Here is a 16,916-nt window from a genome sequence, read left to right as displayed (position 1 = left end):
AAGGTAAAATTGGATGAATTGGCAGAACAAGAAACAACCCCCGTTCAATGACCATCTAGGTGTAACCATAGATAATTGGCAGGAAGGCCATGTTGCAATCAGCGTAGAAGTACAGCCGGAACACCTGAATACCCACGGTGTACCCCACGGTGGTTTTATTACAACATTAATCGATATCGCTGGCTCTTACTGCGGCCTCTACTGCCCCCACCCCAACCGCCGTCGTAGAGCCTTTACACTTTCTTTAACAGCAAATTTCACCGGTCAGGCAAAAACTAATCAACTCACTGCGATAGGTAAGCTAACGAGTACTGGACGAAAGATATTCTATTCATATACAGAGGTATACGACAGTGAAGGAACTTTAATTGCTACCGGCCAAATGACCATGCGCTATCGTGGTGGCAGTGAAACATTGGATGGTGAGCTGATTGATGAAAACGCTTTCGAAGTTTCTGAGTAGGTATTGAAAGCATTGTTGCGATCAAATCTAATTTCACACCACTCTCTTCTTGATTTAACTCTATTCTTCAGCGTCACCGATATTTACAGCGGCTTTTACGGCCTGTGCGGCTAAAGCAATGAATGGTGATCTATTTCAGGCTATCGTTCAGTAGGTAGATTTTGCCCCAATCAGGCCTCTGTTCTACAGGGAGCTCCAATTGCTATAGTTGAAGGCGTAACCTATCCCAGCTGCCCAAAAACCTGATGGTGATACACTGCAATTTGTCGAGGATTAAGAAGACCTTGGACACTTTAATTGTCGTTAGCAGTAAAGCCTGAATGGGCATTCATTAACCGCAGCTGTGCATCCCGTGTAGAAACTTCAACAACGTTAATAAGAGCCCTTCCATGTAAGCCAAAATTAGCTAAAGCCATTACACTTTTGTCTAGCTCCTCCGCTGAACAACATCCATACTCATTTTGTACAGCATTAACACTCTGGCTGCATAGGCGGCAGCAGCTCGTGCTTTGTAGTAACGCTCAACATCACCAGCCAAACGAAGCTCTCTCTGTGCTTCTATTTCTCTTAAATTTCCCTTTTTTGCACGTTATTCGGATTAAAGCCCAATCAAGAATCTCCATGCTCTTTAAGATCTCCCAATCGTCCTTTAAAATCTTTTTTTGCTTTGAAGTACTCCTCGCAATCGATTCGGTATTCTAAAGCGATCAACTTCATCGCAGAAATAGCGGATTTATGTGCGTAAGAAACCATTTGTATCGGATATACGCCTTTGGGGGAATTCAATAACTTTGGATACGTCACATCCATCAGCTGAGCCATTTCGCACACTCTGCGAGGTGTTAGCATATCTGATTTAATGTTGTATTTAACAGCAACAGATGAAAAAGTAACCCAACCAACCAGTAAGTTAGTGTATAACTGAGCCTCTCTATTTGGACCTATTCCTTTTTCAAGCAGGTCGTACATAAAAGCGAGATTGTTTTCATGTGAGGTTATCAAATCTCGAAACTCCTTATCTTCTGCATAAACTGGCCCAATCAAAACCAACATTGCCATTAAAAACAAAGAATATTTCATAAGTTAATTGCCTTTATACGTCATAACATAGGGACCACCAGAATTCTCTATTCTCATCCCAATTTGTTTCGCAATAGTCGTTAAATTAGCTCCACTCTTAATCGTATCGTATGACTTCACAGAACTTACTACTGCAGTATTCGCTACTGCACTAAGAAGCGCACTTTGTGCTGCACTCTTCGGAACATCTCCAGGTTAAGAAGGTAATCCGTGATTAATTCTATTTATCGCTGAGATAGATTTATTACGATAAGATTCATCAAAATTATTTATAGCATTAACTACTTTTCAGGAGTCTATTGATCGCTAGGCCCACGAGAGTATAACTCCTAAAGCCGATGCTCTACTGCGTAAATTGCCTTACCACCAAGTTTAAGATTATCAAGCTCATCCTCACGCGAAGAGCCTGCCGAGCACCTAGAAGCACTTGAATATAATCCTCCCCCATAGATTTCTATCACGATGATAGGGATATCGGGTAGCAGTAGATGGCATTACCGTGGATTTAAGCGTCTATTTGTTTAACCCAAAGATTACAATGTCTTGCAAGTTGTGCTCTACTCTGTAATATCACGTAGAACAAATACCAGGATTATTGTCAGAAATATCATTATGTATCAGTTTACGTATGAGCCTACCCCTAAAAATGTCCTACTGGACCTGATGGGCGTTAACAAGCGACACGAGCTTGGAACCAGTCAGCTCAGCTTTATATCTGATGCATTTGACATTTCTATCAATAGTCTACGAGTAACATTAAATAGATTGGTAAGTACCGAATTGGTCAGCCATGATGGGCGGGGGGTGTACCGTTTAACAGAAAAAGCGATCGCCAAACGTGCTTTTATCAACCGCTGGCAACATGATACTTTTCATTATGAAACTTGGGACGGTAGTTGGCTTACTTGTCACTTACCTAAAGGAATATCACGTACGGTTCGTAGAAAGTCATTATCGGTTCTCCAATGGTATGGTTTTTCCGTAGGCCTCGACCACCTGTGGGTACGACCCAACAATCTAAAACTCGCCCATTCTGAAATAATCGCTTCATTAGATACTCTTGGACTTGAGGTAGGGGCGAACTGTTTTGTATTGCATGAGGTTCCCGATTCATTAGTCTCTCAATGGGCTCACCAGCTATGGGATATCGGAAGGCTTGATAGCGAATATGACGATCTCGTACGGTCCCTTGAGAACAGCCTTAAGACTCTGTCAAATAAACCTATTTATACAACACTATCAGAAACATGCCGGTTGGGTGGTGAGGCCATTCATCGCCTAGCGATTGATCCTCTACTCCCAAAGATAATAAGACCGCAAGAGAAGTACCAAGAATTGAAGAATATCGTGCGTAAGTACGATCGTGTTGGCCGTAACATTTGGCTGGAACAGTTGAAGAAGTTAGGTGTTGACTAATAATCACAACAAGGTACTCCTCAATGAATATCCCAATTAGCAAAGAAGAACTCAAACCTTTTCTACAGCGTAGTGATGCCAGAGCTTGGTGGATAGTAGCAAGCGCTTGGATTGGCATCGTTAGTATTTTTGTTATTTCAGCACTATTACCGTATTGGTACGTATATATTGCAGCAGTATTCTTGCTTGCTGGGCGTCAACAGGCCTTAGCTGCAATCATGCATGAAGCCAGTCATAAAACGCTTTTCGCAACCCGGGCCTATAATAAATTCGTTGCCAAGTGGTTATCTTCACCATTTTTATTGATGGATGGTGAGACCTATATTAAGAGCCATCTAAAACATCATCGAAATGCTGGTACAGATAAAGATCCGGATCTGAAGAACTACAAAGACTACCCTGTAAGTAAAAGGAGTCTAGCGAGAAAATTCATTAGAGATTTTTTGGGAATCACTGGTTTAAAGGCAAACCTATATCTTTTTTTAAGCGGTCGAGATTTGTTGAGCAGAAATAAGAGAGTTAATTATCAGTTGACACGGGGCCTGTTTGTTAACGGTATCATGTTTGCGGCGTTGTGGGCCTCTGGCTTTCCGCAGTTGTATATCCTATGGGTAATAGCCTACTTTACAGTCTATATGGCCATCATTCGAATGCGTCAAATCGCTGAGCATGCCGGGGTTAAAGATCTCTATCATCTGGAACCAAAATATAATACACGATCGGTTCCAAGGGGAATTTTAGGATTACTCTTTGTCAGCCCCACCGATGGATTAAGCTACCATTGTGAGCATCACGCTTTTATGGGTGTGCCCACCTATAACTTAAGGGCACTCCATAAGTTTCTTAAGGCCCGCGGGTACTATGATGATGTAGAGCTGGCTGATAACTACCTTGGCGTGTTAAGGCAGGTGTTAAGATAGCAACTGAAACTGAATACTTCGCGGCAAAACAGCTTAAGATAAGTATGATACTTCCACCGTATTTTCCATACAGGCAGCAGCAAAAGCCATACTAACCTATCCGTGAAATGGTTTTTTGCTTTGCTGCAATCCAAATCCATACATTAGAGCTTCGCTTTACATATGATAAATGCCGATCGAGCACCCACTATTGCGCTTACCAGGAATATTCTGCACATCCAACAGCCAACCTAATTGCTGCCTCCGCCAATAAATGATTGGAGTTCAAGGTAGGCAGAGGGGAGTTGGAGTCACTAATTATTAGTGGTATTTCTGTACACCCAAGTATAACGGCATCACAGCCATTAGCCTTTAAACTTTGAATAACCTCTTGAAAGTAAGTTACTGAATCTGGCATCGAGACACCACAGACCAATTCTTCCATAATTAAGCGGTCTATATTGTGTACCTGCTCATTTGTAGGTCGCAGCCAAGCAAGGTTCTGCCCTTCAATTTTCTTTGGGTAAACATCACTTTCCACCAGCCATTTGGTGCCTAAAATACCAAGCTTTTGATAACCGCGAGATTTCGCACTCTCTGCTACAGCTTCAGCAATATGGAGCCAAGGTAGCGGTGATAACTCTTTTACATACTCAAACGCCTGATGAATGGTATTATCTGGACAAATTAAGAAATCAGCACCCTGCGCTTTGAGCTTTTTAGCTGAAGAAAGCATTAGGTCACCAACACCCAACAAATCGCTGTTATTCAATCGATCCACATAGTCTGCCAAAGAGTGAGTATGCATGGAGATTTCCGGGTGTGCATACTCCCCCAAAATTTTGGGGCTTTCAGTACATATTGTTCTATAGCAAAGGGCGGCCCCTTCTGCGGAGCATCCAACTATACCTATATGTTTAGGCAAGGTTTTCATATTACTAAACTTCTATCTATTAGAATTAATCCGCCACTTAGAATTGCGGCGGTCCCTTATGATACGCACTACTATCGATACTCACTTTAGAGTAACTAAACTTAAAACCCAAAGGCTATATCTCTACCGATATCAATATTCCCTTCACATAACTTTTCAGCAAAAGTAATTTTGAAGACACAGCTAATCAATGTAACGCCTATCTCAAACGCTAAAGTACGCACCTTTTGATGGGGCAAATTAATTACTTGAGTATAGCGCTATTGATATCACGCTATTAGAGCGAGATACAGTATGGTTTGAAAAAATCTGACAAGATAAACGGAAGGGATAATACTGGTTTTTTGGCTTTGTGGGCTAGGTGAGCGTAGATAAGACTTTCAGCAGGGAGGCCTTATCTACGCACTTGCTATCGAGTATGATTTTTAATCAGCGCAAGTTATCTCTCTCTTCCTTCATGCGCTTACCTATCGCTAAATGCGTCGCTGGATCAAAATGGTAATAACCTGAGAGATCATCTGTTTCATGAGCCTCAACATTGTAGGTGGTATCGAGACAATTCTGGACACCCACCAAAGTAGAAGCTTAAAGCGTCAAGTCAATTGACACAACACAGGCAGAATGATCAAAATACTGGAGTCAAAGATAAAAATCCATGACTCTTCCGCGCAGCACGCAAATCTCTCTCGATGCGACACCCTATTATCACTGTGTCTCCCGCTGTGTGCGTAGAGCGTTCCTTTGCGGTAGGGATGCTAATCCGAAAAAGACTATGAGCACCGACGCCGGTGGATTGAGGCCAGGATGCATAAGCTGGCCTCAATCTTTGCTCTCGATATCGCTGCCTATGCGGTAATGAGTAATCACACCCATATTGTGCTCTATATCGATACCTACACAGCAAACTCATGGTCCACTATCGAGATAATTGAACGCTGGCAACAACTTTTCAAAGGTTCTGCGCTAAGCAAACGTTATCTTCGCGGTGAAGCCCTGGATGCCGTCGAGCTGGAAAAACTTCAGGAGGTGACATCCCTTTGGCGCGAACGCCTGGTCGATATCAGCTGGTTTATGCGCTGCCTGAACGAGTCCATCGCCCGCCAGGCCAATGCCGAGGACAGCTGCACCGGTCGTTTCTGGGAAGGGCTTTTCAAGTCTCAGGCCTTGCTGGATGAAAGAGCCCTTGCCGCCTGCCTGGCTTACGTGGACCTCAACCCTATCCGTGCTAGTATCGCTAATCCGATTACACTTCGATCCAGCAACGCATCCACACAGCCATCTCAGGCCAGCAGCCCAAAAGCCTACTGCCGCTGGTGGGCGGAGAGCGCTGGGATATGCCTAAAGGCTTGCCTTTTCAGCTGGATCACTATTTAGAGCTGGTAGACTGGAGTGGCCGGCAGCTGCACCCTAAAAAGCGCGGCGCTATTCCCGAAAACATCCCACCTATTTTAAATCGGCTGGGTATTTCGCCAAAACACTGGCTCTACCTAAACCGCAATTTTGAAAGCCGCTTTAAACGCTTGGTGGGCTCGGCGGAAGCGGTACGCCAGGTCTGTGCGCAGCAAAATAAACGCTGGGTACACGGGCTGCCCGATTGCCAGCGCTTTCTTTGCCCCGCCCCCTGCTAGATTACAGAAATCCGCTTATCAGCTGCCCCTAGATTCCATCGCTCCCGACTCTACACCCCACCTGATTCCCTATGGACTCCCAAAATGATCTTTTAACGTCAAATTGCCATCTATTTTGAGACAGATATACCGGCTACCAAGTGGTGGCGAAAAAATTCTTGTCTAGCTTCCGACTCTCCATTCTTTGGATGTTCTTTGGATGTCCTGGATTAATTTCTCTGGATTAATTTCTAATTCCTGGATTAATTTGAGGAATTATTCAGAGACTCACTAGATTCAATGAACTGCTATACGCACGAGATATACAACTTGGATATAGGAAGATTCTCATCATCAATTAATGCACATTCCAGATTTCAGAGCCCACATATCAATAAAATATTGATAGCTATTTACATACCATCAACTCAGATTTTTATTGAGCGCAGAAAGTACTACTCGGGTTGTGGCTGAAACCTCTTGTTTAGCACAATAGCCATATCTTTTGACAAGTTCGAGATAGACGGCAATAGATAAAGGAAAGAGGAAATAATAAACACAAATCCAGCAATAGACCACGCAATAGAAATACTAAAATAGTGAGCTGTATACCCTGCCACTAAAGCCCCTGCCGTCGCACCCCCTTGTGCAATTAAAGATTTCACCGATAGCATTGTTGATCTTCTAGATTCTGGAATTTTCTCGTGAAACATTGCCGATCCTGGAGCCATCGAAATCCCAACAACAACATGCAATAGTAAATATACAACTATAAAACCATACAAATCACTTTGAATTGCAAATATAAAAAATAGTAGTCCTGTACAGAACTCAAGCACCAATAGCATATTCGAATAATTATTTTTAAAAACTCTTGACAAGGGAATGGAGCATCCCTGCCCTACCGCCATACAAACATAATTTAACGCAAATAGAATACCAAACAACCAAAGACTTTCCTTGCTGTCGACTAAAGTAGAAAGCATTGGCTGCCAAAGTTGCTCTAAACTAATGAACGCGACCCCGCTTATGAAGTCAATTAATAAAAGTGGTTTAAAGACTGGATTCTCAACAATCACATCAAAAGCACTCTTAATGGTACTGTGAACCTCGCGGAAAAAATTCGAACCAACTGGCTCCCCCATAGAATCTGATTCACCAACAAAATAGAAAGTACAAAGCATATGTATTAATATTAAAGGAACAAGAAAGACAAAACCCACCTCATAAAACCCTATAAAATCGTAGCTATCACTTACAAATGAAAACCATACTGGGATAAGTCCTGAAAATACTGCCCCAACAGCTAAGCCAATCATCTGGAAAATATTTACTGAAGCTTGGGCTTCCATCAAGTTTGTTTCACCATCTCTAGAAACCACTTTAAACTGCTCAACAAAAAGTGCATCAATAGTTCCAGAGAAAAGAGCTATAGACAATCCATTAAGAATCATAAATACAATCAATTCCGCAAAGCTAGACGACCACCAAAAACCTATCACTACAAACAGTAGAACCAGCTCGCCAGCTATAAAGGTCTTTTTTCTCCCGTATCTATCAGCAAGCGCTCCAAACGGGACCTCTAAAGCAACAGTGGATATTGTTGCTACTGCCAACAATATACCCATTTCATGAAGCTCGATTCCTTTACTCATAAACAACAAGAATATAATCGGAGCAATCATCCCACTTATAGCTGATATTCCAGCCTGAACAAGACCAAACTTAATTATTAAAGCATGTACCGACCTGCTCATCTTTATCACCATTCCTGGTTGAAACGCCGCCATCGCATAGCAATAAATTATGGCTATGCCTAGCTAAAATTCATACTCTAACCTACTGTGATGGGTCAGCACGATTACATACAAGTACAATTACAACCTCACGAATCCATGTTAGGTATTAAGGGTTGCGATTAGATCAATTCACAAATGATATTCATAACTTTCTATTAGGATAGAAACTATTAACTCTTCACACCTAGGAAGTGAGGATTCCTAAAATACAACTCACGAGATGTTAAAGATCAATTTGCCCCTTGTGATTCAATACTCCAACGCTCACAGTATCAACTTGAATATCTGAAGAGGGTGAGTAATTCGAAAATTTTTAACAAAATTCCCATATGTCATTCGCCTCCAGTTGTAGAAGTAAATAATTAGCCGCATATATAAAGATTAAACTCTAGTCGGGCTGTGCGTTTTCACAAAATAAAGTAAAGCTTGTTTTGCTTCGCTACGAGTAGTAAGTGCCATTAATCAGGGAAAATTCTACTGGTAGCACTACCACCTTTCCCGGTCCAGAAAAAGGCAGCGATGAGTTGAAGGAATTGTAATAATGTGAGGAATGAACGACTTAAATTAGGTCTTAGGTACCTCGCTTGGCCTAGGCAAAGCGATATACCAAAGCAAGGCAACCTGAGAGTATATTGGAGTTAACTTGTAAGCCTTTAAGGCAAAGCCAGAGCGGATAAAACCTTAAGAATGATGGTTTTATCCACTACTTAACCCCTGTAAATGAGTCCTAAATCAATGTAAGTTATCCATCTCTTCTTTCATTCTCTTACCTATCGCTAAATGCGCCGCTGGATCAAAATGGTAATAACCTGAGAGATCATCTGTTTCATGAGCCTCAACATTATAGAGGTTGTCTGCAACAGACTGTTGGGCAGACTGGATAGCTCCACTGGCATCACCATAGTGGCTTTTAGCAATAACAATGGGCAAGTCATAATCATTTAGCGCTTCCCGTAGGCCATTCACCAGACAGGTCAAATTCGCCTCATAGTTGTTTTCATTTACACTTTGCCCTCCATCATTCCAACCCTGGAACCAGATAAAACTATCGATTTCAATCGACTTATTTTCATACTGCGGAAAGTAACCAGCCAAGACTTCAGGGTCGCGCAAGGCCTCAATCTTCTCCAACATCGCAGTGTAAAGAGACTCCTGATTTTCCTCATCTTGGGTCCACTCATTAGCGGCGGAGTCATGGCAGCCAGGGACCTTCCAGTCAACTCTCAGGTCAGTACCACCCTGAACCACTTTTAAAAGTAACAGATCGTTCTCAGTCTCTTCACCGAGATAGTGCCCTAAAGTGAGCTCTGGTCCATAGCGGTTAGTAGACACGCCGTAATTGGGGAACAATTCACCATGGCGCTCAGAGAAGGAGAGAGAACCGGTATCATTCAATGAACCCTGATACTGCAGTACAGTAATATCGTCTCGTGTACCTTCAAGAGCTGCGTCCAGGTGACCATCAGTATAAATCTCAGCTACCTCCATAGCAGTACTCATTTGCATCCAGGCATCGTAGTTGTACCCATAGGAGCCATCGCTAGAAGAGAAGTAATATCTACTGATGGTGGCAAAGAGTCGGTCAGTCAGATCAAAGTTACGGCTATCGCAGGTTTCACCTGTATGGGAGTCGAGACTGCCTGCACGGCAGAGGAATTGCCCGAGCTTCTGCACCACAGGATCTTCGTTATCATCGCTAAGTCTCTGGTTATAATCGGCTAGCGAATCACTATTATTGATAAACTGCTCTGTTATCTGGTCATCACTAATCGCCGTAGAACCACAGTCGACATCGCCGTAGGTGTAATCTGCATTGGCATGGCAAATCAGCTCTTGCAAGCGATCTAACCGGGTGTTGTTGCCTTCCATATTGGACTGGCCTGCCATAACCACAACTTTTACAACATCCTCATCTGAAGTATCACCCACTGGATCGGTATTTACGTCGCCACCAGATGGATAGATAGCAAAATCATAATCATAAAACTCAAAATCCCTGAAGGTGTCAGGAGTTGTGACTACGAGAGCATAGAGTTCATGATTGGCAGGTACCGGTACTACGGTACTTGAATCTTCCCCGGAGCTATCAATATCAAATGGATAATAACTACGAGAGCCGGTAGATGGGTTGTAAACCACTGCACGACCACGGAAGTCCGCATGAGCTGGGTTATTTTCAGCATCAACCCTAACCGCAATGGTGTAGTTACTGTCTTCAGTAATACCTTCTACCTTAAAGGCATTAAAAGCCCAAGAGCCTGGTACAAAACCGGTATCCATATCAGTCCAGCTGTTACCCGTCCCTTCCTGGTCAAATGTTTGAGTGTACTTATTATCGTGGGTGCTGGCATCAGGGTGCTCACTCAACATTCGACTCAAAGAGGCCGCCTCCGACACCTGGTAGGCCTCACTCTCAACCATATCCCAGGTCGTGATTTGTGCGGCAAAATCTGCAAACAGGGCCTTCATGTCGTGCCCTTGGGCTGTTAGATAAGCATCGGCTGCTTCCAGGTCGTTAAGTCCATCCCTGGAGTCACGGAATACCCCCCCCATCAGGTCCTTACTCACAGCATAATTAGTCAGCCAAGACCAGAAAATATAAGCGCCGTATTGATGCCCACCTTTAAAGTCATAACCATATTGGTGATCGACGGGAGAGTCTTGAATGGCCCAAAGGGTAATATGTGGGTGGAGGGTGTAGTAACCCAGCAAGCTATCTTTAACGCCCGGGATATTGTGATCCGCGCCCCAGCTTGCGGAGGATTCCAGGGTGTACTTACCACTGGACTCACCTGTAACCCTGTTTAGCTTACCCTGATAGGAGTGGAAGTTCTCATGCATCCAGTGCTGAGCGTTAGATTGGGTAAGCGGGTTATCCTCCAGGGTGTAATTCTTAACGAACGTATTACTGATTGAGTCATTGAGTTCTAAATCACGGGTGGAACCTTCATCACTGAAGTAAGTGCAAAGCTCGCCTTTTCCATACATGCCGGCTTCAAAGATATTCCTTTCCCATACCCGCTCTTGAGCCACAATATAATGCTCAAAATTAGCCATGGTTTTGTCGGTATCATCCGACCACCATTGGCACTGGTACGTTGAACAAAGATAGTTGTTGTAACCATCATAGGGGCTGGTAGCAATCATGGATTCATTGCACTTACTGCCACCCAGGTCCATGACTTCATCGTATGTCAGCACACGCTCATAGAGTCGCGCATCCCAGATTTTTCCCGCAAAGGGCCCAAATTGCAGCATGTCGCCCAAGTAAGGATAGCTATCACCATCAACAGATATCGAAGAAGAAGCTTCACCGTTTACGTACACGGTTAACGTGCCATTGTCCACCGTAACTGCGACATGATTACAGCTACGGGTTTTTAAAGTACTTTCTGCGTTAGAAAACTGCTGGCTGTCTTGGCCACCCAATTGCCCTACAACAACATCATCACTGATGCCTATATAAAAGCTGCCGGAGTTATTATCACCATTAGGATCAGCAATTGATCTCACCATCACTTCATCGCCTTCAGTACTATCCGGGATGAACTTAAAAGACAAGCTAAAATGCGCGAGGCCATCTTTCTCAGGAAGAGCCACCGTCATGTCTGCATTATTAAAGTCGTTGCGACTGACAAACATTGTGCGCCCTTCTACATCTGGATCCGAAGATGCACTTTCTGTTAGCGCAGTGCCCTCAACAATCACAGAATTTCCACCCGCTACATCACGGAATTCCAAGTGAGACGGAACATGCACCAGAAGGCTGTCAGCTGGTCCATCCAGGAAATCGCTGGCACAATCATTTGCCGCAACTTCAATAGTAACTGTCGCAATATTACTAGCACCACTACTATCTGACGCTAGATATGAGAAGCTATCAGTACCCGTAAAGTCTGTTGCAGGGAGGTACTCCCAGCGACGCCCACTTCCTGTTAAAGTGCCATGCGCCGGCTCCGACTGAATAGAATATTCTAGAGAATCCAGATCTTCATCATACGCAGCAAGAAATATAGATTTTGCAAGTCGGCCGTGTGCGGCCATCTGTACCAACTGATCATTGGCAATGGGTAAAGTGTTAGAATCATCACCTTCATCCGGGGTATCTACCACTCCCCCACCCGAATTTCCACCGCCCGAGTTATCACCGCCAGTGTTCTCTTGCGGTGTCGTCTCATCGTTACTACTACCTCCCCCACAGCCAAAAAGTAGTGCACTCAATAGTATTAAAAGCGGAGCCTTCAATATTTTTTTTGATTGAAGATTTTCATTAGCATTTATAAACATTAGTAGTCATTTAAAGAGCTGAAATTAACCAGAAATTTTAGAGAGATATAAAAACAAATGCCGTGAACCAGTTCTTTGATTTATTCTTTGATCTTAAAGTGATTTTTCAAGCAAAGGATCTGGCCTGGATGTGAATATGAGACCATGTGCTCCAATTCAGCAAACATAACCAAACTATGCGACTGCCCTTCAATATTCGCTTGCTATATCACAGAAATCTATAAAATTAACATCGCTCATGAGCAACTGCTCGGCAATTGCTCGATTAAGTAGATAACTTTAATCTGTTGAAATTTGAGAAAACTCATCAATAAACAAGCGAATAGACAAAGTTACCAGCGCTAATCTAGTGATTTAGGGGCTATAAATTGACCTCAAGTAATAGCTGCAATTCTTAATATTACAAGCAAATCACTTGCAGCCCCACAAAGAACCCTTTCGGTGACTGCCCAGCTCGACTCATTCTTGGTCTACTATCCAAGCAACCCGTCACAAATCTAACCTGCTCGCCTGTTACATCGTTAAAGCCAGTACTCTATGGGAAATATGGTTGAATGAGGCCGCTAGCATTTGCATTAACCACCCTGTCTAAATGAGTGAGCGGATAAATTAAACGTCAGCTTTCAAACCTTCCGCAATCGTTTCATGGCAAGCGAATTCAAGACCACTACCGAATGGTAATACTTTGGATTATATCTCTGATAACTGAGGCTCTCTTTCCAGTAACGTTTATTATCCAAAATCAAGATAAACTATCATTCATAATCATCTAAATACCAAATAGTCAATTAGATAAGCTATCACAGTATAGGGTAGATTATACGCCATGAATCAAAGGTCCAATAAAGAGACAAATATAGAGTACACCCTGGCATTAGTTGCCGGCTTTTCTGAAGCTGTATGCATTTTGGGTTTATTCGGAAGCTTTACAACTTTTATTACCGGCACAATTGTTCTCGCCATCACCGATTTTGCAAGCAACAATCCAAACTACATCACAAAAACTTTTATCCTCTTCGCCTTTATCCTTCTTCAAATATTTTGGATTTATTTCATCAGAAGATTACATTTACAAAAGAGAAACCCAGCAACTATCATGCTATTTTTAGAGAGTGGACTAATGCTACTATTTTTTGTCAGTGGCAGCTATATAGGAAAACTTTCATCTCCCTATGCTGCAAATACCTTCATCATCTCTTTTTTTGCAATTGCAACCATGTCTCTTCACAGTACAATATTCTTCAGGGTACTTAATAAGAAGGCGCCTACACACTTTATGACAGGAAACTCTACTAATCTTTTCGCTGCTGCTTTCGAAATGCTGGATAACTATCGTGTTGACAAAAGCACGAACGCTCCGCCCTATCCTAAGGCTTCTCGTAGAGCTAAGTACTATTTGGGGGTAATTATGGGGTTTATAACTGGTGTAATTCTTGGCACTATTGGATATAAAATTTGGGGGTTCCTCTCTCTTGCATTACCCGTAGTCATGACACTGTTCACAGCTGTATCGACTCAACGACACGACCCTCCTCCCGCGACCGATTCTTGATATTAATGAATATGAAGCTCACTTTAAGATATCAAACAAATGGCTAGGATCTACGTGTAATTCAGTATGGGAATGCTCATCTAAACTACTATCGGTTGTGCTTAAGCCTAGACGGAAGCATGCTTCCTCAGAACACCATAGCCTCGAATACCCTGCTTATTATATTCTGTATAGATACGCAAAAAAATCCGCACTAATTTTTAACAGGTAAATCCAAAAGGCCAGTCCACACAAAAATTCAATCCACCGTATATCTTACCGTTGTGGTAACTCAGAAATCGTTACGTAAAACGACCTTTTTTAGTACAAGCCTTTATCATAAACAATCCATAAGAAAGCACTGTACATGAGCTCTTACTTTTTACTCAAAAAACACAGCTATGTAGCTCGCCATAACTTCATCTGCTCTAAATAGTCACCTCACAATGAAATATCCGTATTAAACAAGCCTTCATCAAATACAATTATTTAGTCTAAACTGACATCTCCCCTTGCACATGTCACAATTAATTGAATACCATGATCCCTAGTGTTAGGAGATAGCCTTCGCTATGTTGAAATAAAAGCCCCGCATCAGTTAAACCAAACTCCTTCATTGGATAGAGACCCCCCGTTTACCACCCCCGCTGGTGACTGACAAAAATTATTGATCAGGAATCTTGTTCCAACAATTTCTTTTGCGGAACTTTGAGCGTACTCATATATTGTTCCAATAGCGCCTGGAAAGGATTCCCTGTCTAAAGGGATCTCTATATCATGGCAGCAGGCCATTGCAGTGTCAGTTATCCGTATTTCTTTCGTAACATCAAGCCTCTCTAAACACGCCAGAAGACCTACTCACCGATGGATAAGTAGCACCCCGCATCACTCAGCCCGCCCCAGCAGAGCCACCTCAACCGCTTTGAAAGTGCCAAACTGTTAAAGGGTGAATACAAATGAACATCCCAAACCAAGTCCAATTATTTGGTTGCAAATGAAACCCTCGCCCTATTCTTGATGGCAAAGTAGGATAGGTACTCCGCCTGCAGGTGCAGCGCGGCACTAAGGAATAGAGAAACCAGAAGACGCCATGACCACACAGCAGTTCGACGACTTAAATGTTGTCTCCCAGGAAGTACTGATCAGCCCGGAGACGCTGAAAGCAGAACTCCCCATTAGCGATGCCGCCGAGGCGACTGTCGCTGGAGGACGCGCCGCCGTGCGCGACATCCTAGATCGCAAAGACCACCGCCTGATGGTGGTAATCGGGCCATGCTCCGTTCACGATGTGAACGCCGCAATGGATTATGCTAAGCGCTTGAAGGCGATTGCGGACAAGGTTTCCGATACCCTGCTAATTGTAATGCGCGTCTATTTTGAGAAGCCCCGCACCACTGTTGGCTGGAAGGGCTTGATCAACGACCCTCACTTGAACGACTCCTTCAAGATTGAGGAGGGGCTGCATATTGGCCGCAAGCTGCTATTGGATGTTGCCGAGCTAGGACTGCCTACTGCAACAGAAGCACTAGACCCAATCTCCCCTCAGTACCTGCAGGACCTAATTTCATGGTCTGCCATTGGCGCGCGAACCACAGAGTCACAGACTCACCGGGAAATGGCCAGCGGCCTCTCCTCTGCCGTGGGCTTCAAGAATGGTACCGATGGTGGCCTGGAGGTGGCTATCAATGCCCTTCAATCGGTCGCCAACCCCCATCGTTTCCTCGGCATCAATAAGCACGGTCAAGTTGCGATTATCCACACCGCAGGCAACCCATACGGTCACGTTGTACTTCGCGGGGGCAATGACAAGCCAAATTACGATTCAGTGAGTGTTGCAATGTGCGAGCAGGAGCTGCGTAAGTCCAATATCGTGCCAAACATTATGGTCGACTGCAGTCATGCCAACTCCAATAAAAACCACGAATTACAGCCCCTGGTGGTCGACAATGTGACTCACCAAATCCTCGATGGCAATCAGTCAATTATTGGCATTATGGTGGAAAGTAACCTGAAAGCCGGCAACCAGAAAATTCTGCCAAACCTGAGCGATATGGAGTATGGCGTTTCGGTAACCGATAAATGTATTGATTGGGAAACTACTGAGTCCCTGCTGTTAGGCATGGCTGAACAGCTACGCGAAGCCCTTAAAGCACGCTCCTCTTAGATCTCCCCCTGGAGAGGCCCATAACGGGCCTCTTTCCTACCGAAAAGATAACCGCCACAGCTTGATCTCCCTACAAATTACGCTATCCACTTGATAAAGACCCTACAAAAAGAGTACTTTTGCCCTGCCGTAACAGATAGCTGTCGTATGCTTCCTTCAATCAGCTAAATAAAAATAAGCGGCCTACTAACTGAGGTTGAAATCTGGCACCTAATTTTACATTTATGGGAAATAGGAAAGCAGCACATATGGAACTGCAGTCCAACAAAGTACCAATCTATATCTTTGGTGGGTTTACTCTGACCTGGCTACTTGTCAGCCTAAGTTTTGCTCTCGATGGGGGCTCCACCATCTCCTGGCTGGCCACCGCTCTCTGCACTCTTCTCGCAGTAATCACATTCTCATTTCGGGCAACACATTACATTGATGGAGAATCAAAAAGCTATGTTTCCAAGAGACAAGCCCTCTGGCATAGCTGGACCGAGAGGCAATCGCTAGCGGCGTTCAAGGGGGTTAAGGTTGTCTCCTACTCACCCCATACCACAGACCGTAAAAGTAGCCACTCCAGCTGGCAGGTAATATTGGTCCCCCGCCAAAATAACGGTAGCAATAGTATCCAGGCGCAGGCCTTCCACTCCAAGAATGATGCACTGGCCTACGCGCATGAACTCGCGCTCTTTACCGCGCTCCCCCTACTGGACTAAAGAGCCAGTACTCTTAAGGCACAAGTGGGGAT

At 43.8% G+C, this 16,916-nt stretch carries 12 protein-coding genes; 8 read left to right on the top strand and 4 right to left on the bottom strand.

Annotated features, from left to right (window positions below):
• Window positions 1-13: 13 nt before the first annotated feature.
• Window positions 14-463, top strand: a complete 450-nt coding sequence (locus ACJJIY_RS15005; RefSeq protein ID WP_444897536.1) for a PaaI family thioesterase — start codon at window positions 14-16, stop codon at window positions 461-463.
• A gap of 609 nt (window positions 464-1,072) precedes the next feature.
• On the opposite strand, the gene ACJJIY_RS15000 is transcribed toward ACJJIY_RS15005, so the two are convergent.
• The gene (locus ACJJIY_RS15000; protein WP_444897537.1) at window positions 1,073-1,543 is read right to left on the bottom strand and encodes a hypothetical protein; all 471 of its coding nucleotides are present in this window, start codon (window positions 1,541-1,543) and stop codon (window positions 1,073-1,075) included.
• 612 nt (window positions 1,544-2,155) lie between these two features.
• On the opposite strand from ACJJIY_RS15000, the gene ACJJIY_RS14995 reads away from it, so the two are divergent.
• Window positions 2,156-2,959 (top strand): hypothetical protein, encoded by an 804-nt coding sequence (locus ACJJIY_RS14995; RefSeq protein WP_444897538.1) that lies wholly within the window; start codon window positions 2,156-2,158, stop codon window positions 2,957-2,959.
• A gap of 23 nt (window positions 2,960-2,982) precedes the next feature.
• Window positions 2,983-3,879, top strand: a complete 897-nt coding sequence (locus ACJJIY_RS14990) for a fatty acid desaturase family protein (RefSeq protein WP_444897539.1) — start codon at window positions 2,983-2,985, stop codon at window positions 3,877-3,879.
• Between the two features lie 196 nt (window positions 3,880-4,075).
• On the opposite strand, the gene ACJJIY_RS14985 is transcribed toward ACJJIY_RS14990, so the two are convergent.
• Window positions 4,076-4,792, bottom strand: a complete 717-nt coding sequence (locus ACJJIY_RS14985) for an aspartate/glutamate racemase family protein (RefSeq protein ID WP_444897540.1) — start codon at window positions 4,790-4,792, stop codon at window positions 4,076-4,078.
• A gap of 804 nt (window positions 4,793-5,596) precedes the next feature.
• Here ACJJIY_RS14985 and ACJJIY_RS14980 point away from each other — a divergent pair.
• Both ACJJIY_RS14980 and ACJJIY_RS14975 read left to right on the top strand, forming a co-directional pair.
• Window positions 5,597-6,166, top strand: a complete 570-nt coding sequence (locus ACJJIY_RS14980; protein ID WP_444897541.1) for a nitrogen fixation protein NifB — start codon at window positions 5,597-5,599, stop codon at window positions 6,164-6,166.
• Complete coding sequence (locus ACJJIY_RS14975) at window positions 6,127-6,420, top strand: hypothetical protein (protein WP_444897542.1); 294 nt, start codon at window positions 6,127-6,129, stop codon at window positions 6,418-6,420. The genes ACJJIY_RS14980 and ACJJIY_RS14975 overlap by 40 nt, the downstream gene beginning before the upstream one ends.
• A gap of 434 nt (window positions 6,421-6,854) precedes the next feature.
• Here the strand turns inward: ACJJIY_RS14975 and ACJJIY_RS14970 are convergent, their stop codons facing one another.
• Window positions 6,855-8,156, bottom strand: coding sequence for an MFS transporter (locus ACJJIY_RS14970; protein WP_444897543.1), 1,302 nt, complete (start codon window positions 8,154-8,156; stop codon window positions 6,855-6,857).
• Between the two features lie 774 nt (window positions 8,157-8,930).
• Complete coding sequence (locus ACJJIY_RS14965) at window positions 8,931-12,419, bottom strand: sialate O-acetylesterase (protein ID WP_445358207.1); 3,489 nt, start codon at window positions 12,417-12,419, stop codon at window positions 8,931-8,933.
• An 892-nt stretch (window positions 12,420-13,311) separates the two neighbouring features.
• Here ACJJIY_RS14965 and ACJJIY_RS14960 point away from each other — a divergent pair.
• The 3 genes from ACJJIY_RS14960 to ACJJIY_RS14950 all read left to right on the top strand — a co-directional run bounded on the left by ACJJIY_RS14960 (window position 13,312) and on the right by ACJJIY_RS14950 (window position 16,884).
• A complete protein-coding gene (locus ACJJIY_RS14960; RefSeq protein ID WP_444905493.1) occupies window positions 13,312-14,037 on the top strand; it encodes a YoaK family protein in 726 nt (241 codons plus the stop codon).
• A 1,069-nt stretch (window positions 14,038-15,106) separates the two neighbouring features.
• Entirely contained in the window at window positions 15,107-16,180 is a 1,074-nt protein-coding gene (locus ACJJIY_RS14955; protein WP_445358206.1) for a 3-deoxy-7-phosphoheptulonate synthase, read from the top strand.
• Between the two features lie 248 nt (window positions 16,181-16,428).
• On the top strand, window positions 16,429-16,884 hold the full coding sequence (locus tag ACJJIY_RS14950; RefSeq protein WP_444957471.1) for a hypothetical protein: 456 nt from the start codon (window positions 16,429-16,431) through the stop codon (window positions 16,882-16,884).
• Window positions 16,885-16,916: the final 32 nt, after the last annotated feature.

Source organism: Microbulbifer maximicatervae (SeqCode) (genome assembly GCF_052468155.1).
The sequence above is the reverse complement of the archived record's forward strand: the minus strand, read 5'-3'. Positions and strand labels throughout refer to the sequence as shown.